The following is an 18,991-nucleotide window of genomic DNA, read 5'->3' as shown; positions in this document are numbered from 1 at the left end:
CCCTGTGCGCTGAGGAACCAAGCGAACCGGAGACTTTCCGCCATGGCCGACCACGGGCCCGTCGAATACGCCACCGCGACCGGCAACGACTATCCGGCGCACGAGCAGACCTACGAAAGCTTCATCAAGTACTCGTTTGACGGCACCATCCACGTCATCAACCTCTTGCTGGCGTTGACCGTTGGCGGCGTGCTCGGCCACTGGTTGACCGCGATCCCCGTCTTCCTGATCGCGATTCTCGGTCTGGTGGTGGCGCTTGGCTCCGGCTCGAAGACGCCGAGCTACGTGGCATTTATCCTCAGCTTCCTGATCTTCGGCTTCACCGCCCTGTCGTAGTGGCGCATAATCTGCCCGGGTAGGCTGGGGCCGTTAGCGGCCCGGGCCTTCGGCTGGGCGAGCGGAGGCTGTCGGAATGCGTATTGCGGTTGCACGGGAAACCGAGGCCAATGAGCCGCGTGTCGCGGCCAGCCCCGAGACCGTCAAGAAATTCAAGGCGCTCGGCGCCGAGGTGGTGGTGGCGCGGGGCGCCGGCAACGCCTCCGGCTATCCCGATGCCGAGTATGAGGCCGCCGGCGCGACGATCGCCGAGGCGGTCGGCGGGGACGCCGACCTGATCCTGAAAGTTCGCCGGCCCTCGACCGGCGAGATCGCGTCCTACAAAAAGGGCGCCATCGTCATCGCGATCATGGACCCGTACGGCAACGAGGCCGCGCTCAAGGCGATGGCCGATGCCGGGCTGACCACCTTCGCCATGGAATTGATGCCGCGCATCACCCGCGCGCAGTCGATGGACGTGCTGTCCTCCCAGGCCAACCTGGCCGGCTACCGCGCCGTGATCGACGGCGCGGAGACCTATGGCCGCGCCATGCCGATGATGATGACCGCGGCCGGCACCGTGCCGGCGGCCCGGGTTTTCATCATGGGTGTCGGTGTCGCCGGCCTGCAGGCGATCGCAACTGCGCGCCGTCTCGGCGCCGTCGTCACCGCGACCGACGTGCGCCCCGCCACCAAGGAGCAGGTGGAAAGCCTCGGCGCCAAATTCCTCGCCGTCGAGGATGAGGAATTCAAGAACGCGCAGACGGCTGGCGGCTACGCCAAGGAAATGTCGAAAGAGTATCAGGCCAAGCAGGCTGCACTGGTCGCCGAGCACATCAAGAAGCAGGACATCGTCATCACCACCGCGCTCATTCCGGGTCGTCCGGCGCCGAAGCTGATTACGGCTGCGATGGTAGCCTCGATGAAGCCCGGATCGGTGATCATCGATCTCGCCGTCGAGCGCGGCGGCAATGTCGAAGGCGCGGTTCCGGGACAGGTGGTTCAGGTCGGTCCGGCCAAGATCGTCGGCCATCTCAACGTGCCCGGCCGTCTTGCGGCCTCGGCCTCGGCGCTTTACGCCAAGAACCTTCTCACCTTCATCGACACCATGATCGACAAGAAAGAGAAGAAGCTCGCCATCAACTGGGACGACGAGCTGATCAAGGCGACCATGCTGACGCGCGATGGCGCGGTCGTGCATCCGAATTTCATGCCAAAGACGGCGGCTTAAACGAGCGGCGGGTCCGCACCCAAGGAGCGCGTGATGCACGAACTTGCCACCGCGGTCGATCCCTTCGTCTTCCGCCTTTCGATCTTCGTTCTCGCCGTGTTCGTCGGCTATTACGTGGTCTGGTCGGTGACGCCGGCGCTGCACACGCCGCTGATGTCGGTCACCAACGCCATTTCCTCGGTCATCGTTGTTGGCGCGCTGCTCGCCGTCGGCGTGCCGCTGGTGGTCGACGACAATGGGCCGCTCTGGGCCCGCGCTTTCGGCTTCGTCGCGCTGATCTTCGCGTCGATCAATATTTTCGGCGGCTTCCTGGTGACCTCGCGCATGCTCGCGATGTACCAGAAGAAAAAGAAGTGATGACGGGAGAGTAATGACGCCATGAGCGCCAACCTAGCCGCCTTGCTCTACCTCGTCGCCGGTGTCCTGTTCATTCTGGCGCTCCGTGGCCTGTCGAGCCCCGATAGCTCGCGCCGCGGCAACCTGTTCGGCATGGTCGGCATGACCATCGCCGTACTGACGACCCTGGCGGCTCACCCGCCGGCAAGCGCCACGTCCTGGGTGCTGGTGATCGGCGGCATCGCGATTGGCGGCGCCATCGGCGCGGTGATCGCCCGCAAGGTGCCGATGACCTCGATGCCGGAACTGGTCGCGGCCTTCCACTCGCTGGTCGGCATGGCCGCGGTGCTGGTCGCCGCCGGCGCCTACTACGCGCCCGCCGCCTTCGACATCGGCACCCGCGGCGCCATCCACAAGGCGAGCCTCGTCGAAATGGCGCTCGGTGTCGCCATCGGCGCCTTGACCTTCACCGGCTCGGTGATCGCCTTCCTCAAGCTGTCGGGCCGCATGAGCGGTGCGCCGATCATGCTGCCGGCCCGCCACATCATCAACATCGTGCTGGCGCTGGCGCTGGTGTTCTTCATCTACGGACTGGTGCATTCGCAGAGCCAGATCGATTTCTGGCTCATCACCATCATCGCGCTGGTGCTCGGCGTCCTCATGATCATCCCGATCGGCGGCGCCGACATGCCGGTCGTGATCTCGATGCTCAACTCCTATTCGGGTTGGGCGGCAGCCGGCATCGGCTTCACGCTGGGCAATTCGGCGCTGATCATCACCGGCGCGCTGGTCGGTTCATCGGGCGCGATCCTGTCCTACATCATGTGCCACGCGATGAACCGTTCGTTCATCTCGGTCATCCTCGGCGGCTTCGGCGGCGAGACCGCGGCTTCGGGCGGCGGCGCGGCTGAGCAGCGTCCGGTCAAGCTCGGTTCGGCGGACGATGCTGCCTACATCATGAAGAACGCGCAGAAGGTCATCATCGTGCCGGGCTACGGCATGGCGGTGGCGCAGGCGCAGCACGCGCTCAAGGAAATGGCCGACAAGCTCAAGGCCGAAGGCGTCGAGGTGAAATACGCCATTCACCCGGTGGCCGGCCGTATGCCCGGCCACATGAACGTGCTGCTGGCCGAAGCCAACGTGCCTTATGACGAAGTGTTCGAGCTCGAGGACATCAACTCGGAATTCGCGCAGGCCGACATCGCTTTCGTCATCGGCGCGAACGACGTGACCAACCCGGCCGCCGAAGAAGACAAGACCTCGCCGATCTACGGCATGCCGGTGCTGCAGGTCTGGAAGGCCGGCACGGTGATGTTCATCAAGCGCTCGCTCGCCTCGGGTTATGCCGGCATCGACAATCCGCTGTTCTACCGCGACAACACGATGATGCTGCTCGGCGACGCGAAGAAGATGACCGAGAGCATCGTCAAGTCGCTGTAATTGGCGCGGGAGAGGGCGCGCCCGAATTGCGCGCTGGCGAGCCTGCAGTCTATGTCCAATCTACTCGTCCTCGGCCTGGGCTTTTCCGCTGAGCATTATCTCGCCCTCGATGCCGCGCGCTGGACGCGCGTCACCGCGACCGTGCGCGATGCGGATCGCGCCGCGATGCTGGATGCGGCGACGCCGGGCCCTCTCAACGTTGTGCCGTTCGACGGCAGCCTGGTCTCGTCGGCGCTCGCGGAAGCCGTCGCGCGGGCCGATGCGCTGCTCGTTTCCGCGCCGCCGGGCGAGGCGGGTGACTCCTTGCTCACCTGTTGCGGCGAGGCGCTCGCTGCGTCGGGCCAGCTGCGCGATGTCGTTTATCTCTCAACGCTCGGTGTCTATGGCAATTACGACGGCGCCTGGGTCGACGAGACGAGCGAATGCCGGGCCAGGGATGGCCGTACGCGGCGGCGTTACGAAGCCGAACAGGCGTGGCTCGCGTTCGGCCAGCGGACGGGCGCAGTCGTCACCATCCTGCGGCTGGCCGGCATTTATGGCCCCGGCCGCAGCGCGCTCGATAATGTGCGGGCTGGCACGGCCCGTATCATCGACAAGCCGGGGCAGGTCTTCAACCGCATCCACGTCGATGACATCGCGCAGGCGATCAAGGCGGCTTTAGATCGTCGCGTCGGCGGCATTTTCAATGTCTGCGATGACGAGCCGACGCCGCCGGGCGATCCCGTTGTCTACGCCGCGACGCTCCTCGGCGTCGCGCCGCCGCCCGCGATCCCGTTCGAAACGGCAAAGCCATCCATGTCGCCCATGGCGGCGAGCTTCTACGCCGATTGCCGCCGTGTGCGGAACGAGCGGCTGAAGAGCGTGCTTGGCGTGACGCTGCGCTATCCGACCTATCGCGAAGGTCTCGACGCGATCAGGCGGTCTTCTTGAGCGCGACGAGACCGAAATCGACCGGTGCGCCGCAATGTTCGCAGGCGAGGCCGCCCTGGCTGGTCGGCAATTCGCAGTCGGCGCCGAATTCGGCGATCATCTTGTCGACGTCGTAGGACGCCGTCCAGCCGCAGCCCGGCTCGATGCACGCGGCTTCCAGTTGCAGGTTCATGCTGCGAATGGACCCGAGCGTCCAGGGCTTGCTGGCCATCTTTTTCTCCTGCGTGCCGACATTGCCAAAATAAAACGCGGGCGTTCTTTCGAACGCCCGCGTCAAATACATGTCGGACAGATTAGCTTGTGATTCGCTGAAAGTCAGCGGCGCGGGAATACCGTCGCTTAGAAGCGCGGCGCGCCGCCACGGCCGCCGGCACCAGCGCCGCGACCTTCGCCGCCACGGCCGCCCGCGGCGCCCATCACTGGCTTCGGCTTCATCGGCAGCAGACCTTCGCGCTGCATCTTCTTGCGCGCGAGCTTGCGGGCGCGGCGCACCGCTTCCGCCTTTTCACGAGCCTTTTTCTCGGAGGGCTTTTCGTAGTGGCCGCGAAGCTTCATCTCGCGGAAGATACCCTCACGCTGCATCTTCTTCTTGAGCGCCTTGAGGGCCTGATCGACGTTGTTATCGCGAACGAGAACTTGCACGCTTGCTCCTTAGCTGATGCCAAATCTGGCAGATATCGGCAGATGGTTCGAATTTCGGGTCGAAAACCGCGTAATCGCAGGGCTTTCGAGTCGGGTGCCTATAGCAGGCCTGTCGCCTTGAGTCCAACAAATCGCGCCAATTTGGCGGTTTTGCGCTCCGCGGGCTGCTTTCCTCATATGGGGCGGACTTTTCCAGGTCTCCAGAGGGTCCTGAGCCCCTAAAAGGCGCCCTTCAGGCGGGCCCCGCGGGCCGGCGCCTAGGCCCCCGGAACAGGTCCGCGGGCGAGTCGGCGCCTATATCCTTTTGATTGTATTCCGTTATAGGACTACCTTAGGGAGACGCCGGCTCCACCAGGATCGGACAGAGGGTTCGCTATTTCGCCGGCCACACGCGCGTGACGTGGCCCATCTTGCGCCCCGCGCGGGCGTCCGGTTTGCCGTAGAGGTGCAGTGACGTACCCGGCAGTGTCAGCCAGGGCGCGAGATCGTGTACCTCGTCGCCGATCAGATTGGTCATCTGCACCTTGCGGCCGAGGCGCAGCGGTTTGGCCAACGGCCAGCCGGCCACGGCACGGATGTGCTGCTCGAACTGCGACACCGTGGCGCCGTCCAGCGTCCAGTGTCCGGAATTGTGTACGCGCGGCGCGATCTCGTTGACCATCAGCGCCTGCTTGCCTTTGACCTTCACGACGAACATCTCGACGCCGAGCACGCCGACATAATCGAGCGCCTTGGCGATCTTGGCGGCGATCCTTTCGGCTTCCTTCGCCGTCTCGTCCGTCACCTTCGCCGGCACGGTCGAGGTCTTCAGGATGTGGTTCTGGTGATCGTTCTCGGTCACCTCGAAACATTCGACCTTGCCGTCGGCCGAACGCGCCGCGATCACCGAGACTTCGCGCTGGAAATTGACGAAACCCTCGAGCACGCAGGGCTTGTTCTTGAGCGAGCGCCATGCCGCGTTGGCATCGTCGCCCGGCATGATCTTGATCTGGCCCTTGCCGTCATAGCCCATGGTCGTGGTCTTCAGCACCGCAGGCAGGCCGAGCTTCTCGATGCCATTGGCAAGTTGCGCCGCCGAATGAACCGGCGCATAGGGCGCGACTGGAATTTTTAGAGCGGAAATGAAGTTCTTTTCGACCAGCCGATCCTGTGTGGTTTCCAGCACTTTCGGGTTCGGGTGTACCGGCTTCCGCTTCGACAGGAAGGCGGCCGTTGCGGCGGGGATGTTCTCGAACTCGTAGGTGATGACATCGACAGCGGCCGCAAATTTCGCCAGCGCCGCCTCGTCCTCATAATCCGCACGGGTAAAAGCCCGGGCGACCTCGAAGGCACCGGAGTCCTTCTCCGGCGAATAGATGTGGCAATGCAGGCCGAGCCGCGCCGCCGCAAGCGCCAGCATGCGGCCGAGCTGGCCGCCGCCGAGAATGCCGATGGTGGAACCTGGTTTCAGCACGTCAGTCGGCCTTATGAGGGATGAGCGGGGCGAGACGCAATCTCACCATCTCAATCCTTCGGCTTCTTTTTCACCGAGCTTGTTTGCCTGGCGCGCCACAGGTCGAGCCGCTTGGCGATCTTGCTGTCCGACAAAGCCAGAATGGCGGCGGCGAGCAGTGCGGCATTGATGGCACCGGCCTTGCCGATAGCCAAGGTGCCGACCGGAATGCCGCCCGGCATTTGCAAGATCGACAGCAGCGAGTCCTTGCCTTCCAGCGCATGCGTGTTCATCGGCACGCCGAGCACGGGCAGGGGCGTCATCGAGGCCGCCATACCGGGTAAATGCGCGGCGCCACCGGCGCCTGCGATCACCACTTTGAAGCCTTTGTCGCGGGCGGAATGGGCAAATTCATAGAGTCGCTTCGGGGTGCGGTGCGCCGATACGATCAGGGCTTCGTAGCCGATCTTCAGCGCGTCGAGCGTATCCGCGGCATGTTTCATCGTGGCCCAGTCGGACTGACTGCCCATGATCACGGCGACCGGCTTTGCCACGGCTTTTCTGCTCCCCGAAAAGCGCCACCCCCGGCGCAAGGAAGCGGCGGATTATAGGTACCGAACCCTTGCTGGCAAGGCGAAAGGTACGGGTCTCCCGTGGTGTTCGGCCCGGCTCACGTTATGCTTGCCGCAAGTGATTCTGACCGTTTCCATCGGCAGCCGGCGAGCGACAAGCGCGCCTGCACCCAAGCCTCAGCGGACCATGAAACACGACCATTCCGATGCGCCGCCGCATGAGCTTCTCGCCGAGGTCAGGCGCCTCCGGCGTGAGCTGTCCTTGGCGCAGGAGCGGATCGCCGAGCTGGAGGTCCGTGCGGATGTCGATCCGTTGCTCGATGTCCTCAACCGTCGCGGCTTCGAGCGCGAGCTGACGCGCTCGCTAGCTTACTTCGCGCGTTACGGAACCCGCGCCGGGCTGATCTTCATCGATCTCGACGGCTTCAAGCCGATCAACGACATCTATGGTCATACCGTAGGCGATGCGCTGCTCAAGGCGGTGGCCGCCACCCTTGTATCGAAGGTCCGAGCATCCGACGTTGTAGCGCGGCTTGGCGGCGACGAGTTCTGCATCCTGATGTGGAATGCGGATCAGAACCTGGTGGCGGCGAAAGCGCTCGATCTCGAGACCATCATCGCGCAGGCGCACATCGATCATAACGGCGCCAACCTGTCGGTCGGCGCCAGCGCCGGCGGCGTGGCGTTGCGCGCCGGCGTGACGGCGGCGGATCTGATTGTCGAAGCCGATCGCGCCATGTATGCGCGCAAGAAGTCCAAGCGGACCTAGGTCGTCCCGCCGTCAGGCAATGATATCCGGCGTCAGTTGGTCTTCGATCTGTCGGATCTTGTCGCGCAGTACCAGTTTTCGCTTCTTCAGCCGCTGGACCTGGATGAGGTCGGAGCCGGGCGAGGACGCCAGTGCGGCGATCGCCGCATCAAGATCGCGGTGCTCTTGTTCCAGCCGGGCGAGCAGGGCACGCAGCGCGGTCTCGTCATTGTCATTCATATGTCTGGTCGTTCACAGCAACCGCGGAAGGGAACCGACAACCCGCATGCGGGAACCATGAGAGGTATTATACAGTCCGGTGCGACATAAATTATCACGTTTTCCACAGAGGTGCACAAGCGCCGCGGAAAAAGCCCGGCCGATCAAGGGGGTTGCGACGTTGATGGATGTTTAACCGCTGCCCCCGGTCGCCCTTGAGGCGGCGCCGGGTCAGGCGTAGGCTTGCAGTTAATTTCAACCGGAGTGCCATATCAAAGACAGAAAGCCTTGCTGCACTAAAAACCCTGATCGAAGAACCAAGGATTGAGGAGACATCTGACATGTCGATGCAATCGCATCTTGCGGAACTCGAAAAGAAGCATAAGGCCCTCGAACAACAGATACACGACTGCCAGACCCACCCCGCTGTCGACGATCTCCAGGTGGTGGAACTCAAGCGCAAAAAGCTGCTGGTCAAAGACGAGATCGAAAGGCTGAGGCACGGCCCGCCACCCAGCGTTCACTAATTTCCGAACGACCTGATATCATTCAGACCGTCTTTGAATGAGGAGGCTGCGTTCTTTCATTCCAGAAGCGCGTTGCCTTCGACGCAGTGCAAACCGCCGGCCCGGCCTGAACAGGCGCCGGCGGTTTTGCGTTACCGGGGCGGCTAATCGTGCGGCCCGGTGCCGCCTTGCCGACGACAATATTTGCAGTATTGTCGGGACGGATTCATTCGCGAGGCTGTCATGACCCGTCGCCAGACCGCTATTCTTGCTGGGTTCGCTGTCGCAGCGGCCATTGTGGCGGCTGCCGGCCGGCCCGCTTCTGCGCTGACCATCGAGAACTATGGTGGTGCGAACAACGGTCCGGCCAATGGCTGGGTCGACCTCAATTACAACGACCCGAACAAGAAGCCGTCGCGCGACGGCGACAAGCGGACGCTGGACAATAATGGCCCGCGCGTCTTCTTCGGGCCGTCCGGCAGCGCCAACCAAAATTTCAGCCCGAGCCAGTACTTCTCGCCGAATTACCTGATGGGCAAGTAGCCGCTCAGGCGGCGACGTTTCTCCGCGCTACTTCTTCCGCGTCAAAAACGCCATGAATGCCGCCTGCGCCTCGGGCGACTTGAGGCGGGTCTTGAAGGCTTCGGCCTCGTCATCAATGCGCTTTACGATCTCGTCCGGCGAACCGCGCATCAGCCGCCGCGACATCAGCACACCCTCGGCCGGCAGTGCGGCAATCCGCGCCGCAGCGGCGAGCGCGACCGCGTCGGTCTCACCCGGTTCAGTCATCGCATTGACGATGCCGGCGTCCATTGCCGCCTGCGCGCTTAACGGCAGGCCCATGACCAGCAGCGCGAAGGCCCGCGCGTGCCCCATCAGCCGCGGTGCTACCAGGCTCGACGCCGCTTCCGGCACCAGGCCAAGGCCGACGAACGGCGTCGACAACCGAGCACCATTGCCGGCGACCACGTAATCACAATGCAAGAGCATGGTTGTGCCGATGCCGACGGCGTTGCCATTTACAGCCGACACCACCGGCTTTTCGCAGCGAACCAGCGCGTAGAGGAAATCGAGGATCGGCTGGCCGAGCCCGCCGCCCTGCGCTGCCTTCATGAAATCGCCGATGTCGTTGCCGGCGCAGAACACGTCGGGCCCGCCGGCGATCATGAGACAGCGGATGCTGGCGTCTTGCGCCGCGCCGCTGATCGCTTCCGCCATGGCGGTATACATCGGCAGCGTCAACGCATTCTTCTTGTCCAGCCGGTTCATGCGGATGATGCGGATGGATCCTTCGTCGGTAATGTCGATGTCGGCCATGACGTCCTCCCCCAGGCACCTGAACCCGGCAGACTATACTATCGGGGCGCGAAAGAACTTTTGGTGCGCCCTGTTGCCAACTTGCCATTGTCATCGGGCGCCGGGCCCGTCAATGTACAGGCGAGCGGCGGCGTTGAAAAATTTGCGGCGCGTTGCGTTACGGGGGTCGACGTTGAAACTGGGAATGGCTGCCGGCACTTTTGTTGCCGGCTTTCTGATTTGTATTGCAGGGCAAAACGCTGCGAAAGCGCAGACGACCCACGACTGGACCGGTTTTTATGCCGGTACGCACATCGCGAACGGCGCTGCCGACAGTCAGTGGAAAAGCGGGACAGGGGCTGGTCCTGAATTCGCCGGGGCCTTCACCGGCGGCGGTCTGAGCAACGGTTTCCAGGCCGGCTATAACCGCCAGATCGGAAATTGGGTTTGGGGTGTCGAAGCCGAAGCGTCGCTCGCCGACATCGAAGGTTCGGCACGCTGCGCCGACGCCATTTATCTCTGCCAGACGTCTATCGACGGTATCGGCACGCTTGCGCTGCGGGGCGGCTATGCATTCGGTCGCTTGCTGGCTTACGGCAAAGCCGGCGGCGCATTGATGCACGAGCATCTCAAGATGACGCCGACGCCGGGCAACGGCCAGACCGAAACCTATGTCGGCAAGACATGGCGCAAGGGGTTTGTTGTGGGCGCGGGGCTTGAATACGCGCTGACCTCCTCGCTCGCTGCGAAGGTCGAATACGACTTCCTCGATTTCAGCGGCGATGTTTCGTTCTCCGGCAATGAAGGCAATAACCCCAGCGTCGCGCTGACGCAGCGCATCCATCTGATCAAGCTCGGCCTGAACTACCAGTTCGGCAAACGCTCGCCCTTCGAGCGTCCCTTGTGGAGTTCGACCGGAGAGCCGACCCATGACTGGACAGGTCTCTATGTCGGCGTTCACGGCGGAGGAGCTTTCGGCACCACGGACTGGAATTCGGCCGACGGCGTGCTCGCCGCGTTCTCGACCCAGACATTCGCGGGATCCGGTACCGCCGACGGTTCGATCCTGGGCGGGCAGGTTGGTTACAACCGGCAATTCGGATCGTGGGTGATCGGCGCCGAGCTTGCCGCCAGCTGGACCAATCTGGACGGTTACGCCAAGTGCGCCACCAGCGCGGCGGTGGACAGCTATGTGTGCCACAGCCGCATGAACAGCCTGTACACCGCGACCGGCAAACTCGGTCAGGCCTATGGCAACTTCCTGATCTACGGTCTTGCGGGCGTTGCCTGGGGCGCGGAAACGCACGACGCCTATCGTTCCAGCGTCACCCCCGAACTGTCGGGCTCCAGCAAGCGTAGCGGTTACGTGCTCGGCTCGGGCATCGAATATGCGTTCACGCCGGCCTTCTCCGGCAAGATCGAATACAACTTCGTCGATCTGGGTGAGAAGACCGTCTCGCTGTCGGGAGCGACAGGCACGTCCAATGTGGCCATCGGCCAGGACATTCATCTCATCAAGCTGGGCCTCAACTACAAACTGGGCGAGGACCCGACCGCGACGCATGCGAACTCAGCGTTGTTCGGAAAAATGCCGATGGTCTCTTCAGGCTGGGCGATGGAAGCGGGCTTGCGTTACTTCTACAGCAACGGCAAGTCGCAGCAGGATCTGTACGCCGGCACCGTGCCGGGTCAGGTCAATTCGCGGCTGATCTATGGCGGACTGCTTTCGCATTCGGCGGAAGCCTTTGTTCGGCTCGATCACGAAAGCCGCGTTTTCATCAAGGGCAATCTCGGCCTTGGCTCCATCGTCGGCGGTTCGCTTTACGACGAAGACATGCCGCCGGATACGACGCCGTATTCGGCGACGGTCCACAATATCGGCAGTTCGAGCATGCGCTACGGCAGTCTCGATCTCGGCTACAACGTGATCGACGGCGCGGCCGGCAGCCTCGGGCCTTATGTCGGCTATCGTTACTTCTATCAGCGGGCGCGCGGCTTCGGTTGTGCGCAGGTCGCGCAAGGCAATATCTGTGCGGGCGCCGGTCAGATTCCGTTCTCGAATCTGGCTCTGACCGAAACCGAAACCTGGCGCGGTGTGGCCGTCGGTTTCAATACGCGCATGAACATCACGCCGCGCTGGAAGGTCGAAGTTGACGCCGCGTATCTGCCTTATGTCGATCGCGCCGGCGTCGACAATCACTGGGCGCGCGCCGATATCAACGCGGGCCCGGAAACCGGCCGCGCCTGGGGCGCGCAGATCGAGGCGCTGGTCTCCTATGCCGTGACGCCACGCATGAATGTCGGCGTCGGCGGCCGCTATTGGTACTACTCGACGCTCGATGGCGCGGCGCCGTTCCCGGCCACGACGGCGGCGCCGGTCAAGTTTACAGCAGACCGTTACGGCGCGTTCATGCAGGCCTCGTACAAGATCGGCGGTACGCAGACCAACGCCTTCGCCTCGGAAGAACGTGAGCAGCATGTGAACTGGGCCGGCTTCTATGCCGGCGGCCAGCTCGGCGCCGGTGTCGGCACCTTCGACTGGAGCGATCCTTATCCGCAGGCGCCGGTCGGCGATCGTGTGAAGACGGCCGGCGCGCTCGGCGGCGCTCAGGTGGGCTACAATGCCCAATTCGGCAAGTTCGTTGCCGGCGTGGAAGCGGCGGGAGCGTTCGCGCGCATTGAGGGCGCGGACACCTGCTTCGGCCTGTTGCCGCCGTCCACCAGCGCGGGTTTCCAGTGCGAGAACACGACGCTGCCGATCGGTCTGTTCACCGGCCGCGCCGGTTACGCCTTCGGCCGCAGCCTGATGTATCTCCGCGCCGGCGCGGCGACGGCGCGGGTGAATTACACGCTCAATTCGATCGCGGGCGGCGGCGCCATCGACAGCCACACCGTGACCGATTGGGGTTGGACTGTGGGCGGCGGCCTTGAGCATTCGCTCAACGCGCGCTGGTCGGTGAATGTCGACTACAAGTACGTCGACTTCGGCACGCGTTCGGTGGCGTTTAACGTGCCGGCGGTGGCGGCGGCGGTCACGCCGAACAACATTAAGTCCCATTTGCATCTGATGACATTGGGCGTGAATTACCACTTCTCGCCGATGTCTCGGTAAGGTGGCTCGGCGCAAAGGCCGGTCGTTTCGCGCTGGCGATGACACGGATGGTACCTTGGCGTTCGGCAGGAGACGCGCGGGCCTATAAGGTGCAGTGCAAGGAGACGTGCGATGCGGTTTGTGGCGGCGCTTGTGATTCTGACGTCTCTCGTGGGCTGTGCGCAATACGATGAGGCGCGGAACGCGAACCTGGAGGCGGCCGGACGGGACCAGGTCGCCGCCGATGATGCCAAATGCCGATCATCCGGCCTGCAGCCGGGCTCGCCGGCCTATGAGGATTGCCGCAAGCGCCTGGCCGAAGCGCAGGCTCGCGGCACGCGCGGCTATCAAAGGATGCTCGATGGGATGACCAACGACAGGGGCGGGCGACCTTTCGGGCAATAGAGGCGGCCGGGCCGTCTCGAAGAGCCGAGCTTACAGTCCCTTCGTCATCTCCCGCAGTTTGAACTTTTGGATCTTCCCCGTGCTCGTCTTCGGAATTTCGGCGAACACGAAATGGCGCGGCACCTTGTAGCCGGCGAGGTGCTTCTTGCACCACGCGGTGAGGTCTTCGATGCTGGCCTGCGCGCCTGGTTTCAGTTCCACGAAGGCGCAGGGCGTCTCGCCCCATTTGTCGTCCTGCTTGGCGACCACGGCGACCGCCATCACCGCGGGGTGCTTGTACAGCGCGTCCTCGACCTCAATCGACGAGATGTTCTCGCCGCCGGAAATGATGATGTCCTTGGAGCGGTCCTTGAGCTGGATGTAGCCGTCCGGATGCATGACGCCGAGATCGCCGGTGTGAAACCAGCCGCCGGCGAAAGCCGCGTCGGTCGATTTGCGGTTTTTCAGATAGCCCTTCATGACGACGTTGCCGCGCATCATCACTTCGCCCATGGTCGTGCCGTCGCGCGGCACCGGTTGCATGGTCTCCGGGTCCAAGACGTCGAGCGCTTCCAGCGCGCCATAGCGCACGCCCTGCCGCGCCTTCTTCGCCGCCTGCTCAGCCGGGGGCAGGGCGTCCCACTCTCTGTGCCAGTCATTCACCACAGAGGGGCCATAGCATTCGGTGAGGCCATAAAGATGCGTGACGTTGAAACCGGCGTTCTTCATGGCCGCGAGCACCGCCTCCGGCGGTGGCGCCGCCGCGGTGAAGAATTCGACCGCGTGCGGCAGCGGCTTCTTCTCGGTGTCCGGCGCGTTGAGCAGGGTCGCCATCACGATCGGCGCGCCGCACAGATGCGTCACCTTGTGGTTCGCGATAGCGTCATACATCGCCGCTGCGCGCACATAGCGCAGGCACACATGCGTCCCGGCGACGACCGAGATCGACCATGGGAAGCACCAGCCATTGCAATGGAACATCGGCAGCGTCCACAAATAGACCGGATGCTTGCCCATCGAACAGGTGACGACATTGCCGACGCTCAGCAGATGCGCGCCGCGATGATGATAGACCACGCCCTTGGGGTCACCGGTCGTTCCTGAGGTGTAGTTAAGCGTAATGGCGTCCCATTCGTCGTCCGGCATCGACCAGGCGAAGTTGGCATCGCCGTGGGCGATGAAGTCCTCGTAATCGATGCCACCCAACCGCTCGCCACTTCCGGAATATTCAGGATCGTCATAGTCGATGATCAGCGGCTTCACCTTGGCGAGGCTGAGCGCTTCCTTGACGATCTTTGAATATTCGCGGTCGGTGATCAGCACTTTCGTTTCGGCGTGATCGAGCGAGAAGGCGATGATGGCGGCGTCCAGCCGTGTGTTCAGCGTATTGAGCACGGCCTGGCACATCGGCACGCCGTAATGGGCCTCCAGCATGGCCGGCGTATTGGCAAGCATCACGCTTACCGTGTCGCCACGTTTGATACCGCGTTTGGACAGCGCCGAGGCAAGGCGGCGCGCGCGGGCATAGAAATCCGCATAAGTGCGCCTGAGCGCGCCGTGGACGATGGCGGTGCGGTCCGGGAAGACGCTGGCGGCGCGCTCAAGAAAGCCGAGCGGCGTCAGTGGCTGGTGGTTGGCCGGATTGCGGTCGAGATCGGTATCGTAAGGCGCTTTCGCCATTGGTCGTTTCCCCTCTATTTCGAGAGGTTAGCGAACCGGACCGGGCGCAAGCAATGCCGTTAATGCGCCCACAGCTCCATCACGCCCTCGCGCGTCAGCTCGAGCGACAGCACCAGCATGACGACCAGCATGATGCGGTAGAACCGCTCCTGGGGCGTCACCTTGACCAGCCAGAAGCCGAGCCAGTTGGTCACCATCGCCAGGGGCAACAGCACCAGGGAGGTGCCGAGGCTCTTGGTGGTGAAATTGCCGAGTGCGAAATAGGGCACGACCTTGATCACGTTGATCAGCGCGAAGGTCATCGCCGTGGTGCCGACGAAGGTCATTTTCGACAGGCGCAGCCGCAGTGCGTACATCTGGTAGGGCGGGCTGCCGGCCTGGCAAATCGTCGAGGTGAAGCCCGACAGCGCGCCCCAGAACACGCCGTCGCGAATGCCCGGCTGTCCCGGCTCGCGCGGCACCCGCATCATGCCGACGATGGAATAGGCAACGAAGGCGATGGTAAAGCCGCCGATGAAAATGCGCACCGCCGCGTCCGAGATATAGGAGGCCAGCCACCAGGCGACGCCGATGCCGATCAGCGAGCCGGACACGAAGATGGCGACGATGCGGCCGCTCCAGTCCTTGCGGTAAACCCACACGGCGTTGGCGTCCTGGACGAGCATGATCGGCAGCAGAATGGCGGCCGCTTCCAGCGGCGGCATGATCAGCGCCAGCATCGGCGTCGCGATCTGCCCCATGCCGGCGAAGCCGCCTTTCGACAGGCCGAGCGAGATCACCGCCGGTATCGCGAGCGCGTAGAACAGGGGATCGGTGATGATGGTCAAAATACTCCCCGGTCATTCCGGGGCGCGCTTTAGCGCGAACCCGGAATCCAGACCCGCATGAGGTTGTATCTGGATTCCGGGTCCGGCCCTGTCGGGCCGTCCCGGAATGACGGCCCTCACTCATCGTTTCCCTACGCAATCAACCGGATGTTCGCCAGCCTTGTTTGCGCATGGCCGGCGGGACACAATGCCGGGCAAATGAGGGGAGATGCCATGGATGCCAGCCGCTATCACCAGACCTATGCCCAGTGGCGGACGGACCCGGAGGGTTTCTGGCGCGAGGCCGCCGAGGCGATCGACTGGATCGAGACGCCGAAGGCCGTGTTTGACGGCGCGCAGGGCGTCTATGGCCGCTGGTTCCCCGACGGTGTCTGCAACACCTGCTACAACGCACTCGACCGCCATGTCGAGGCGGGCCGTGGCCAGCAGGCGGCGCTGATCTACGATTCCCCGGTCACCGGGCAGAAGATCACCTACACCTATGGCCGCATGCTGTCCGAGGTGCAGATTCTCGGCGCCATCCTCACCGATTTCGGCATCCGCAAGGGCGACACCGTTATCATTTACATGCCGATGGTGCCGGAGGCGGTCTTTGCCATGCTGGCCTGCGCGCGCATTGGCGCCGTGCATTCGGTGGTGTTCGGCGGCTTCGCGCCGAAGGAGCTTGCAACCCGCATCGACGACTGCAAGCCCAAGCTGATCCTGTCGGCGAGTTGCGGCATCGAGGGCCAGCGCGTCATCGCCTACAAGCCGTTGCTGGATGAGGCGATCGGTCTTGCCGCGCACAAGCCGGATAACTGCATGATCCTGCAGCGCCCGCAATGCGAGGCGCGGCTCACCGACGGCCGCGACCACGACTGGCGCAAGACCTGGGAGCACGCGGTCCATTACGCCAAGACCTCGGACTGCGTGCCGGTGAAGGCGACCGACCCGCTTTATATTCTTTACACCTCGGGCACGACCGGCATTCCGAAGGGCGTGGTGCGCGACAATGGCGGCCACATGGTCGCGCTGAAATGGTCAATGAAGAACCTCTACAATATCGACCCCGGTGAGGTGTGGTGGTGTGCCTCCGACATCGGTTGGGTGGTCGGCCATTCCTACATCGTCTACGGCCCGCTCCTGCATGGCGCGACGTCGGTGATGTACGAGGGCAAGCCGGTCGGCACGCCGGACGCCGGCGCGTTCTGGCGCGTCATTTCCGATCACAATGCCGTCGCGCTGTTCACCGCGCCCACCGCCTTCCGCGCCATCCGCAAGGAAGACCCGGACGCCAAGCTGCTTAAGCAATACGAACTCAAGAAATTCCGTGCGCTGTTTCTGGCCGGCGAGCGCGCCGACCCGCCGACCATCGAATGGGCGGAGGAGGTGCTCGGCGTTCCGGTCATCGATCACTGGTGGCAGACGGAAACCGGCTGGTGCATTGCCGGCAATCCCATGGGTCTTGGCCTGCTGCCGGTGAAGCACGGCTCGGCCACGGTGCCGATGCCGGGCTATCAGATCGATGTGGTGGATGAAGCCTGCAAGCCCGTGCCCGCCAACAAGATAGGCTCCATTGTCATCAAGCTGCCGATGCCGCCCGGCGCGTTTCCGACGTTGTGGCAGAACGACGAGCGCTTCAAGGACGCTTATCTCGCCGAGTTTCCCGGCTACTACAAAACGGCGGACGCCGGTTACAAGGACGACGACGGCTATGTCTTCGTCATGGGCCGTACCGACGATATCATCAACGTGGCTGGCCACCGCCTCTCGACCGGCGGCATGGAAGAGGTGCTGGCCTCGCACAAGGATGTCGCCGAATGCGCCGTGCTCGGCGTGCGCGATCAGCTCAAGGGCGAAGTACCCTGCGGCTTCATCGTGCTGAAAGCCGGTGTGGAACGTGACCCCGCCATCATCGAAAAGGAAATCGTCCAACTCGTGCGCGACAAGATCGGCCCCGTCGCGGCGTTCAAATTGGTGATTACGGTGGCTCGCCTGCCCAAAACGCGCTCAGGAAAAATTTTGCGCGGCACCATGAAAAAGATCGCCGACGGCGATCAATGGAGCATGCCGGCCACCATCGACGACCCGGCGGTGCTCGGCGAAATCGGCGATGCGCTGAAGGGGCATGGGGTGGGGAGCGGCGGCTAGTCGCCTTTTCTCTCCCGAGGCCAGACCCGCCTCATCCTGAGGGTGCTGCGTCTCGAAGGACGGCAGCAGCGCACGCCGCCAATTGACACCGCACCATCCGTTCGCGCACATGCGCTCAACATTTCGCGCCACGCATCTTTCCGGAAAGGCTTCATCGATGGACATCGTCGTCAAGGATTCGAACGGCACGCCGCTCAGTGAGGGCGATACCGTCACCGTCATCAAGGATCTGAAGGTCAAGGGCTCGTCCACCGTGATCAAGCGCGGCACGGTGATCAAGAACATCCGCTTCAACGGCAGCGAGGATGAAATCGAAGGCCGCACCGACAAGGTAAAGGGCCTGGTGCTGCGCACCGAGTTCTTGAAGAAGGCCTGAGGGCTGAAACAAAACGGCCGGAGCATGGCTCCGGCCGTTTGACCTGAATGACGTTGCGTGAGGCAGCGCAGAGCGCTTATTCCTCGTCCTCGTCGCGCGCGTTCTTGCCGCCGATCTGCTTGAGCTTGGCGAACACGGCGCTGACATCCACGTCGCCGGACTTTTCCTTCTCTTCGGCTGCAGCGGCCGCGACTTCGGCTTCCTTGCGCGTGGTCTCGGCGGCCGGCAGCAAGGTTGCGCCGGAAGCGGTCGGCAGCGGCTTTTCCTTGTTGGCGCGCGCCACTTCCATGTCGAGCTCGATCTGCGAGGTGAGGCCGAGCGTCACCGGGTCCATCGGCGCGAGGTTGGTGGCGTTCCAGTGGGTGCGGTCGCGGATCGCAGCGATGGTCGACTTGGTGGTGCCGACCAGGCGCATGATCTGCGCGTCCTTGAGTTCGGGATGATTGCGGACCAGCCACAGGATGGCGTTCGGGCGGTCCTGGCGGCGCGACACCGGCGTGTAGCGCGGGCTCTTCTTGCCCCCGGCGCTGCCGGTCAATGGCACCTTGGGATCGACCAGCTTCAGCGATGCCGACGGGTCGGCCTCGGCCGCGGCAATCTGCTCGCGGGTGAGCTGGCCGGTGGCGACCGGGTCGAGGCCCTTGATGCCCTGGGCCGAGTCGCCGTCGGCGATGGCTTTGACCTCAAGCGGGTGCAGCTTGCAGAAGTCCGCGATCTGGTCGAACGACAGCGCGGTATTGTCCAGCAGCCACACGGCGGTGGCTTTGGGCATCAGGGGGGCTGCGCTGGCCATAAGGCAAATCTCCTCAAGCGCTCCGCCCGCAAATTCTTACGGG

Annotated in this window: 21 protein-coding genes; 12 read left to right on the top strand and 9 right to left on the bottom strand. The window is 63.5% G+C overall.

What is annotated here, in order from left to right:
• Positions 1 to 42 precede the first annotated feature (42 nt).
• The 5 genes from DXH78_RS01480 (at position 43) to DXH78_RS01460 (ending at position 4,252) form a co-directional block, all read left to right on the top strand.
• Positions 43 to 336 (top strand): aa3-type cytochrome c oxidase subunit IV, encoded by a 294-nt coding sequence (locus tag DXH78_RS01480; protein ID WP_115515399.1) that lies wholly within the window; start codon positions 43 to 45, stop codon positions 334 to 336.
• A gap of 76 nt (positions 337 to 412) precedes the next feature.
• Positions 413 to 1,546 (top strand): Re/Si-specific NAD(P)(+) transhydrogenase subunit alpha, encoded by a 1,134-nt coding sequence (locus DXH78_RS01475; RefSeq protein WP_115515398.1) that lies wholly within the window; start codon positions 413 to 415, stop codon positions 1,544 to 1,546.
• Positions 1,547 to 1,579: 33 nt separating this feature from the next.
• The gene (locus DXH78_RS01470; protein ID WP_115515397.1) at positions 1,580 to 1,903 is read left to right on the top strand and encodes a proton-translocating transhydrogenase family protein; all 324 of its coding nucleotides are present in this window, start codon (positions 1,580 to 1,582) and stop codon (positions 1,901 to 1,903) included.
• A 21-nt stretch (positions 1,904 to 1,924) separates the two neighbouring features.
• Positions 1,925 to 3,322: an NAD(P)(+) transhydrogenase (Re/Si-specific) subunit beta gene (locus DXH78_RS01465; protein ID WP_115515396.1), complete on the top strand. Its 1,398-nt coding sequence runs from the start codon at positions 1,925 to 1,927 to the stop codon at positions 3,320 to 3,322.
• A gap of 51 nt (positions 3,323 to 3,373) precedes the next feature.
• Positions 3,374 to 4,252 carry an NAD-dependent epimerase/dehydratase family protein gene (locus DXH78_RS01460; RefSeq protein WP_115515395.1) on the top strand — a complete coding sequence of 293 codons (879 nt, stop codon included), beginning with the start codon at positions 3,374 to 3,376 and terminating at the stop codon, positions 4,250 to 4,252.
• Here DXH78_RS01460 and DXH78_RS01455 read toward each other — a convergent pair.
• The 4 genes from DXH78_RS01455 to purE form a co-directional block, all read right to left on the bottom strand.
• Entirely contained in the window at positions 4,236 to 4,463 is a 228-nt protein-coding gene (locus DXH78_RS01455; protein WP_147292553.1) for a hypothetical protein, read from the bottom strand. The genes DXH78_RS01460 and DXH78_RS01455 overlap by 17 nt on opposite strands.
• 128 nt (positions 4,464 to 4,591) lie before the next feature.
• Positions 4,592 to 4,894, bottom strand: coding sequence for a 30S ribosomal protein S21 (gene rpsU / locus DXH78_RS01450; protein ID WP_056912332.1), 303 nt, complete (start codon positions 4,892 to 4,894; stop codon positions 4,592 to 4,594).
• Positions 4,895 to 5,267: 373 nt separating this feature from the next.
• Positions 5,268 to 6,347, bottom strand: coding sequence for a 5-(carboxyamino)imidazole ribonucleotide synthase (locus tag DXH78_RS01445; RefSeq protein WP_283805603.1), 1,080 nt, complete (start codon positions 6,345 to 6,347; stop codon positions 5,268 to 5,270).
• Between the two features lie 50 nt (positions 6,348 to 6,397).
• Positions 6,398 to 6,856: a 5-(carboxyamino)imidazole ribonucleotide mutase gene (gene purE / locus DXH78_RS01440; protein WP_115515392.1), complete on the bottom strand. Its 459-nt coding sequence runs from the start codon at positions 6,854 to 6,856 to the stop codon at positions 6,398 to 6,400.
• Between the two features lie 229 nt (positions 6,857 to 7,085).
• Between purE and DXH78_RS01435 the strand changes: the two genes are divergently transcribed.
• The gene (locus DXH78_RS01435) at positions 7,086 to 7,667 is read left to right on the top strand and encodes a GGDEF domain-containing protein (RefSeq protein ID WP_168192673.1); all 582 of its coding nucleotides are present in this window, start codon (positions 7,086 to 7,088) and stop codon (positions 7,665 to 7,667) included.
• Positions 7,668 to 7,679: 12 nt separating this feature from the next.
• Here DXH78_RS01435 and DXH78_RS01430 read toward each other — a convergent pair whose 3' ends face one another.
• Positions 7,680 to 7,886 carry a YdcH family protein gene (locus tag DXH78_RS01430; RefSeq protein WP_115515390.1) on the bottom strand — a complete coding sequence of 69 codons (207 nt, stop codon included), beginning with the start codon at positions 7,884 to 7,886 and terminating at the stop codon, positions 7,680 to 7,682.
• Between the two features lie 320 nt (positions 7,887 to 8,206).
• Between DXH78_RS01430 and DXH78_RS01425 the strand changes: the two genes are divergently transcribed.
• Together DXH78_RS01425 and DXH78_RS01420 are read left to right on the top strand one after the other, a co-directional pair.
• Positions 8,207 to 8,392, top strand: a complete 186-nt coding sequence (locus DXH78_RS01425; RefSeq protein WP_115515389.1) for a YdcH family protein — start codon at positions 8,207 to 8,209, stop codon at positions 8,390 to 8,392.
• A gap of 222 nt (positions 8,393 to 8,614) precedes the next feature.
• The gene (locus DXH78_RS01420) at positions 8,615 to 8,914 is read left to right on the top strand and encodes a hypothetical protein (protein ID WP_115515388.1); all 300 of its coding nucleotides are present in this window, start codon (positions 8,615 to 8,617) and stop codon (positions 8,912 to 8,914) included.
• A 27-nt stretch (positions 8,915 to 8,941) separates the two neighbouring features.
• Here DXH78_RS01420 and DXH78_RS01415 read toward each other — a convergent pair whose 3' ends face one another.
• The gene (locus DXH78_RS01415; protein ID WP_115517665.1) at positions 8,942 to 9,688 is read right to left on the bottom strand and encodes a crotonase/enoyl-CoA hydratase family protein; all 747 of its coding nucleotides are present in this window, start codon (positions 9,686 to 9,688) and stop codon (positions 8,942 to 8,944) included.
• A gap of 184 nt (positions 9,689 to 9,872) precedes the next feature.
• Here DXH78_RS01415 and DXH78_RS01410 point away from each other — a divergent pair, with 184 nt between their 5' ends.
• Together DXH78_RS01410 and DXH78_RS01405 are read left to right on the top strand one after the other, a co-directional pair.
• Positions 9,873 to 12,779 carry an outer membrane protein gene (locus DXH78_RS01410; protein ID WP_210209489.1) on the top strand — a complete coding sequence of 969 codons (2,907 nt, stop codon included), beginning with the start codon at positions 9,873 to 9,875 and terminating at the stop codon, positions 12,777 to 12,779.
• 111 nt (positions 12,780 to 12,890) lie between these two features.
• On the top strand, positions 12,891 to 13,163 hold the full coding sequence (locus tag DXH78_RS01405) for a hypothetical protein (RefSeq protein ID WP_115515386.1): 273 nt from the start codon (positions 12,891 to 12,893) through the stop codon (positions 13,161 to 13,163).
• A 30-nt stretch (positions 13,164 to 13,193) separates the two neighbouring features.
• Here the strand turns inward: DXH78_RS01405 and DXH78_RS01400 are convergent, their stop codons facing one another.
• Both DXH78_RS01400 and DXH78_RS01395 read right to left on the bottom strand, forming a co-directional pair.
• Positions 13,194 to 14,822 carry an acyl-CoA synthetase gene (locus tag DXH78_RS01400; RefSeq protein WP_115515385.1) on the bottom strand — a complete coding sequence of 543 codons (1,629 nt, stop codon included), beginning with the start codon at positions 14,820 to 14,822 and terminating at the stop codon, positions 13,194 to 13,196.
• A 59-nt stretch (positions 14,823 to 14,881) separates the two neighbouring features.
• Positions 14,882 to 15,649: a sulfite exporter TauE/SafE family protein gene (locus DXH78_RS01395; protein ID WP_210209488.1), complete on the bottom strand. Its 768-nt coding sequence runs from the start codon at positions 15,647 to 15,649 to the stop codon at positions 14,882 to 14,884.
• A 213-nt stretch (positions 15,650 to 15,862) separates the two neighbouring features.
• Here DXH78_RS01395 and DXH78_RS01390 point away from each other — a divergent pair, with 213 nt between their 5' ends.
• Positions 15,863 to 17,779, top strand: coding sequence for a propionyl-CoA synthetase (locus tag DXH78_RS01390; protein ID WP_115515383.1), 1,917 nt, complete (start codon positions 15,863 to 15,865; stop codon positions 17,777 to 17,779).
• A 157-nt stretch (positions 17,780 to 17,936) separates the two neighbouring features.
• A complete protein-coding gene (locus DXH78_RS01385) occupies positions 17,937 to 18,155 on the top strand; it encodes an alkylphosphonate utilization protein (protein WP_115515382.1) in 219 nt (72 codons plus the stop codon).
• A 76-nt stretch (positions 18,156 to 18,231) separates the two neighbouring features.
• Here DXH78_RS01385 and DXH78_RS01380 read toward each other — a convergent pair whose 3' ends face one another.
• Positions 18,232 to 18,948 carry a DUF1013 domain-containing protein gene (locus tag DXH78_RS01380; RefSeq protein WP_115515381.1) on the bottom strand — a complete coding sequence of 239 codons (717 nt, stop codon included), beginning with the start codon at positions 18,946 to 18,948 and terminating at the stop codon, positions 18,232 to 18,234.
• Between the last annotated feature and the right edge of the window lie 43 nt (positions 18,949 to 18,991).

Origin of the sequence: Undibacter mobilis (assembly GCF_003367195.1) — a bacterium.
Lineage (GTDB): Bacteria > Pseudomonadota > Alphaproteobacteria > Rhizobiales > Xanthobacteraceae > Pseudolabrys > Pseudolabrys mobilis.
This window is presented reverse-complemented; position numbering and strand designations above follow the sequence as displayed.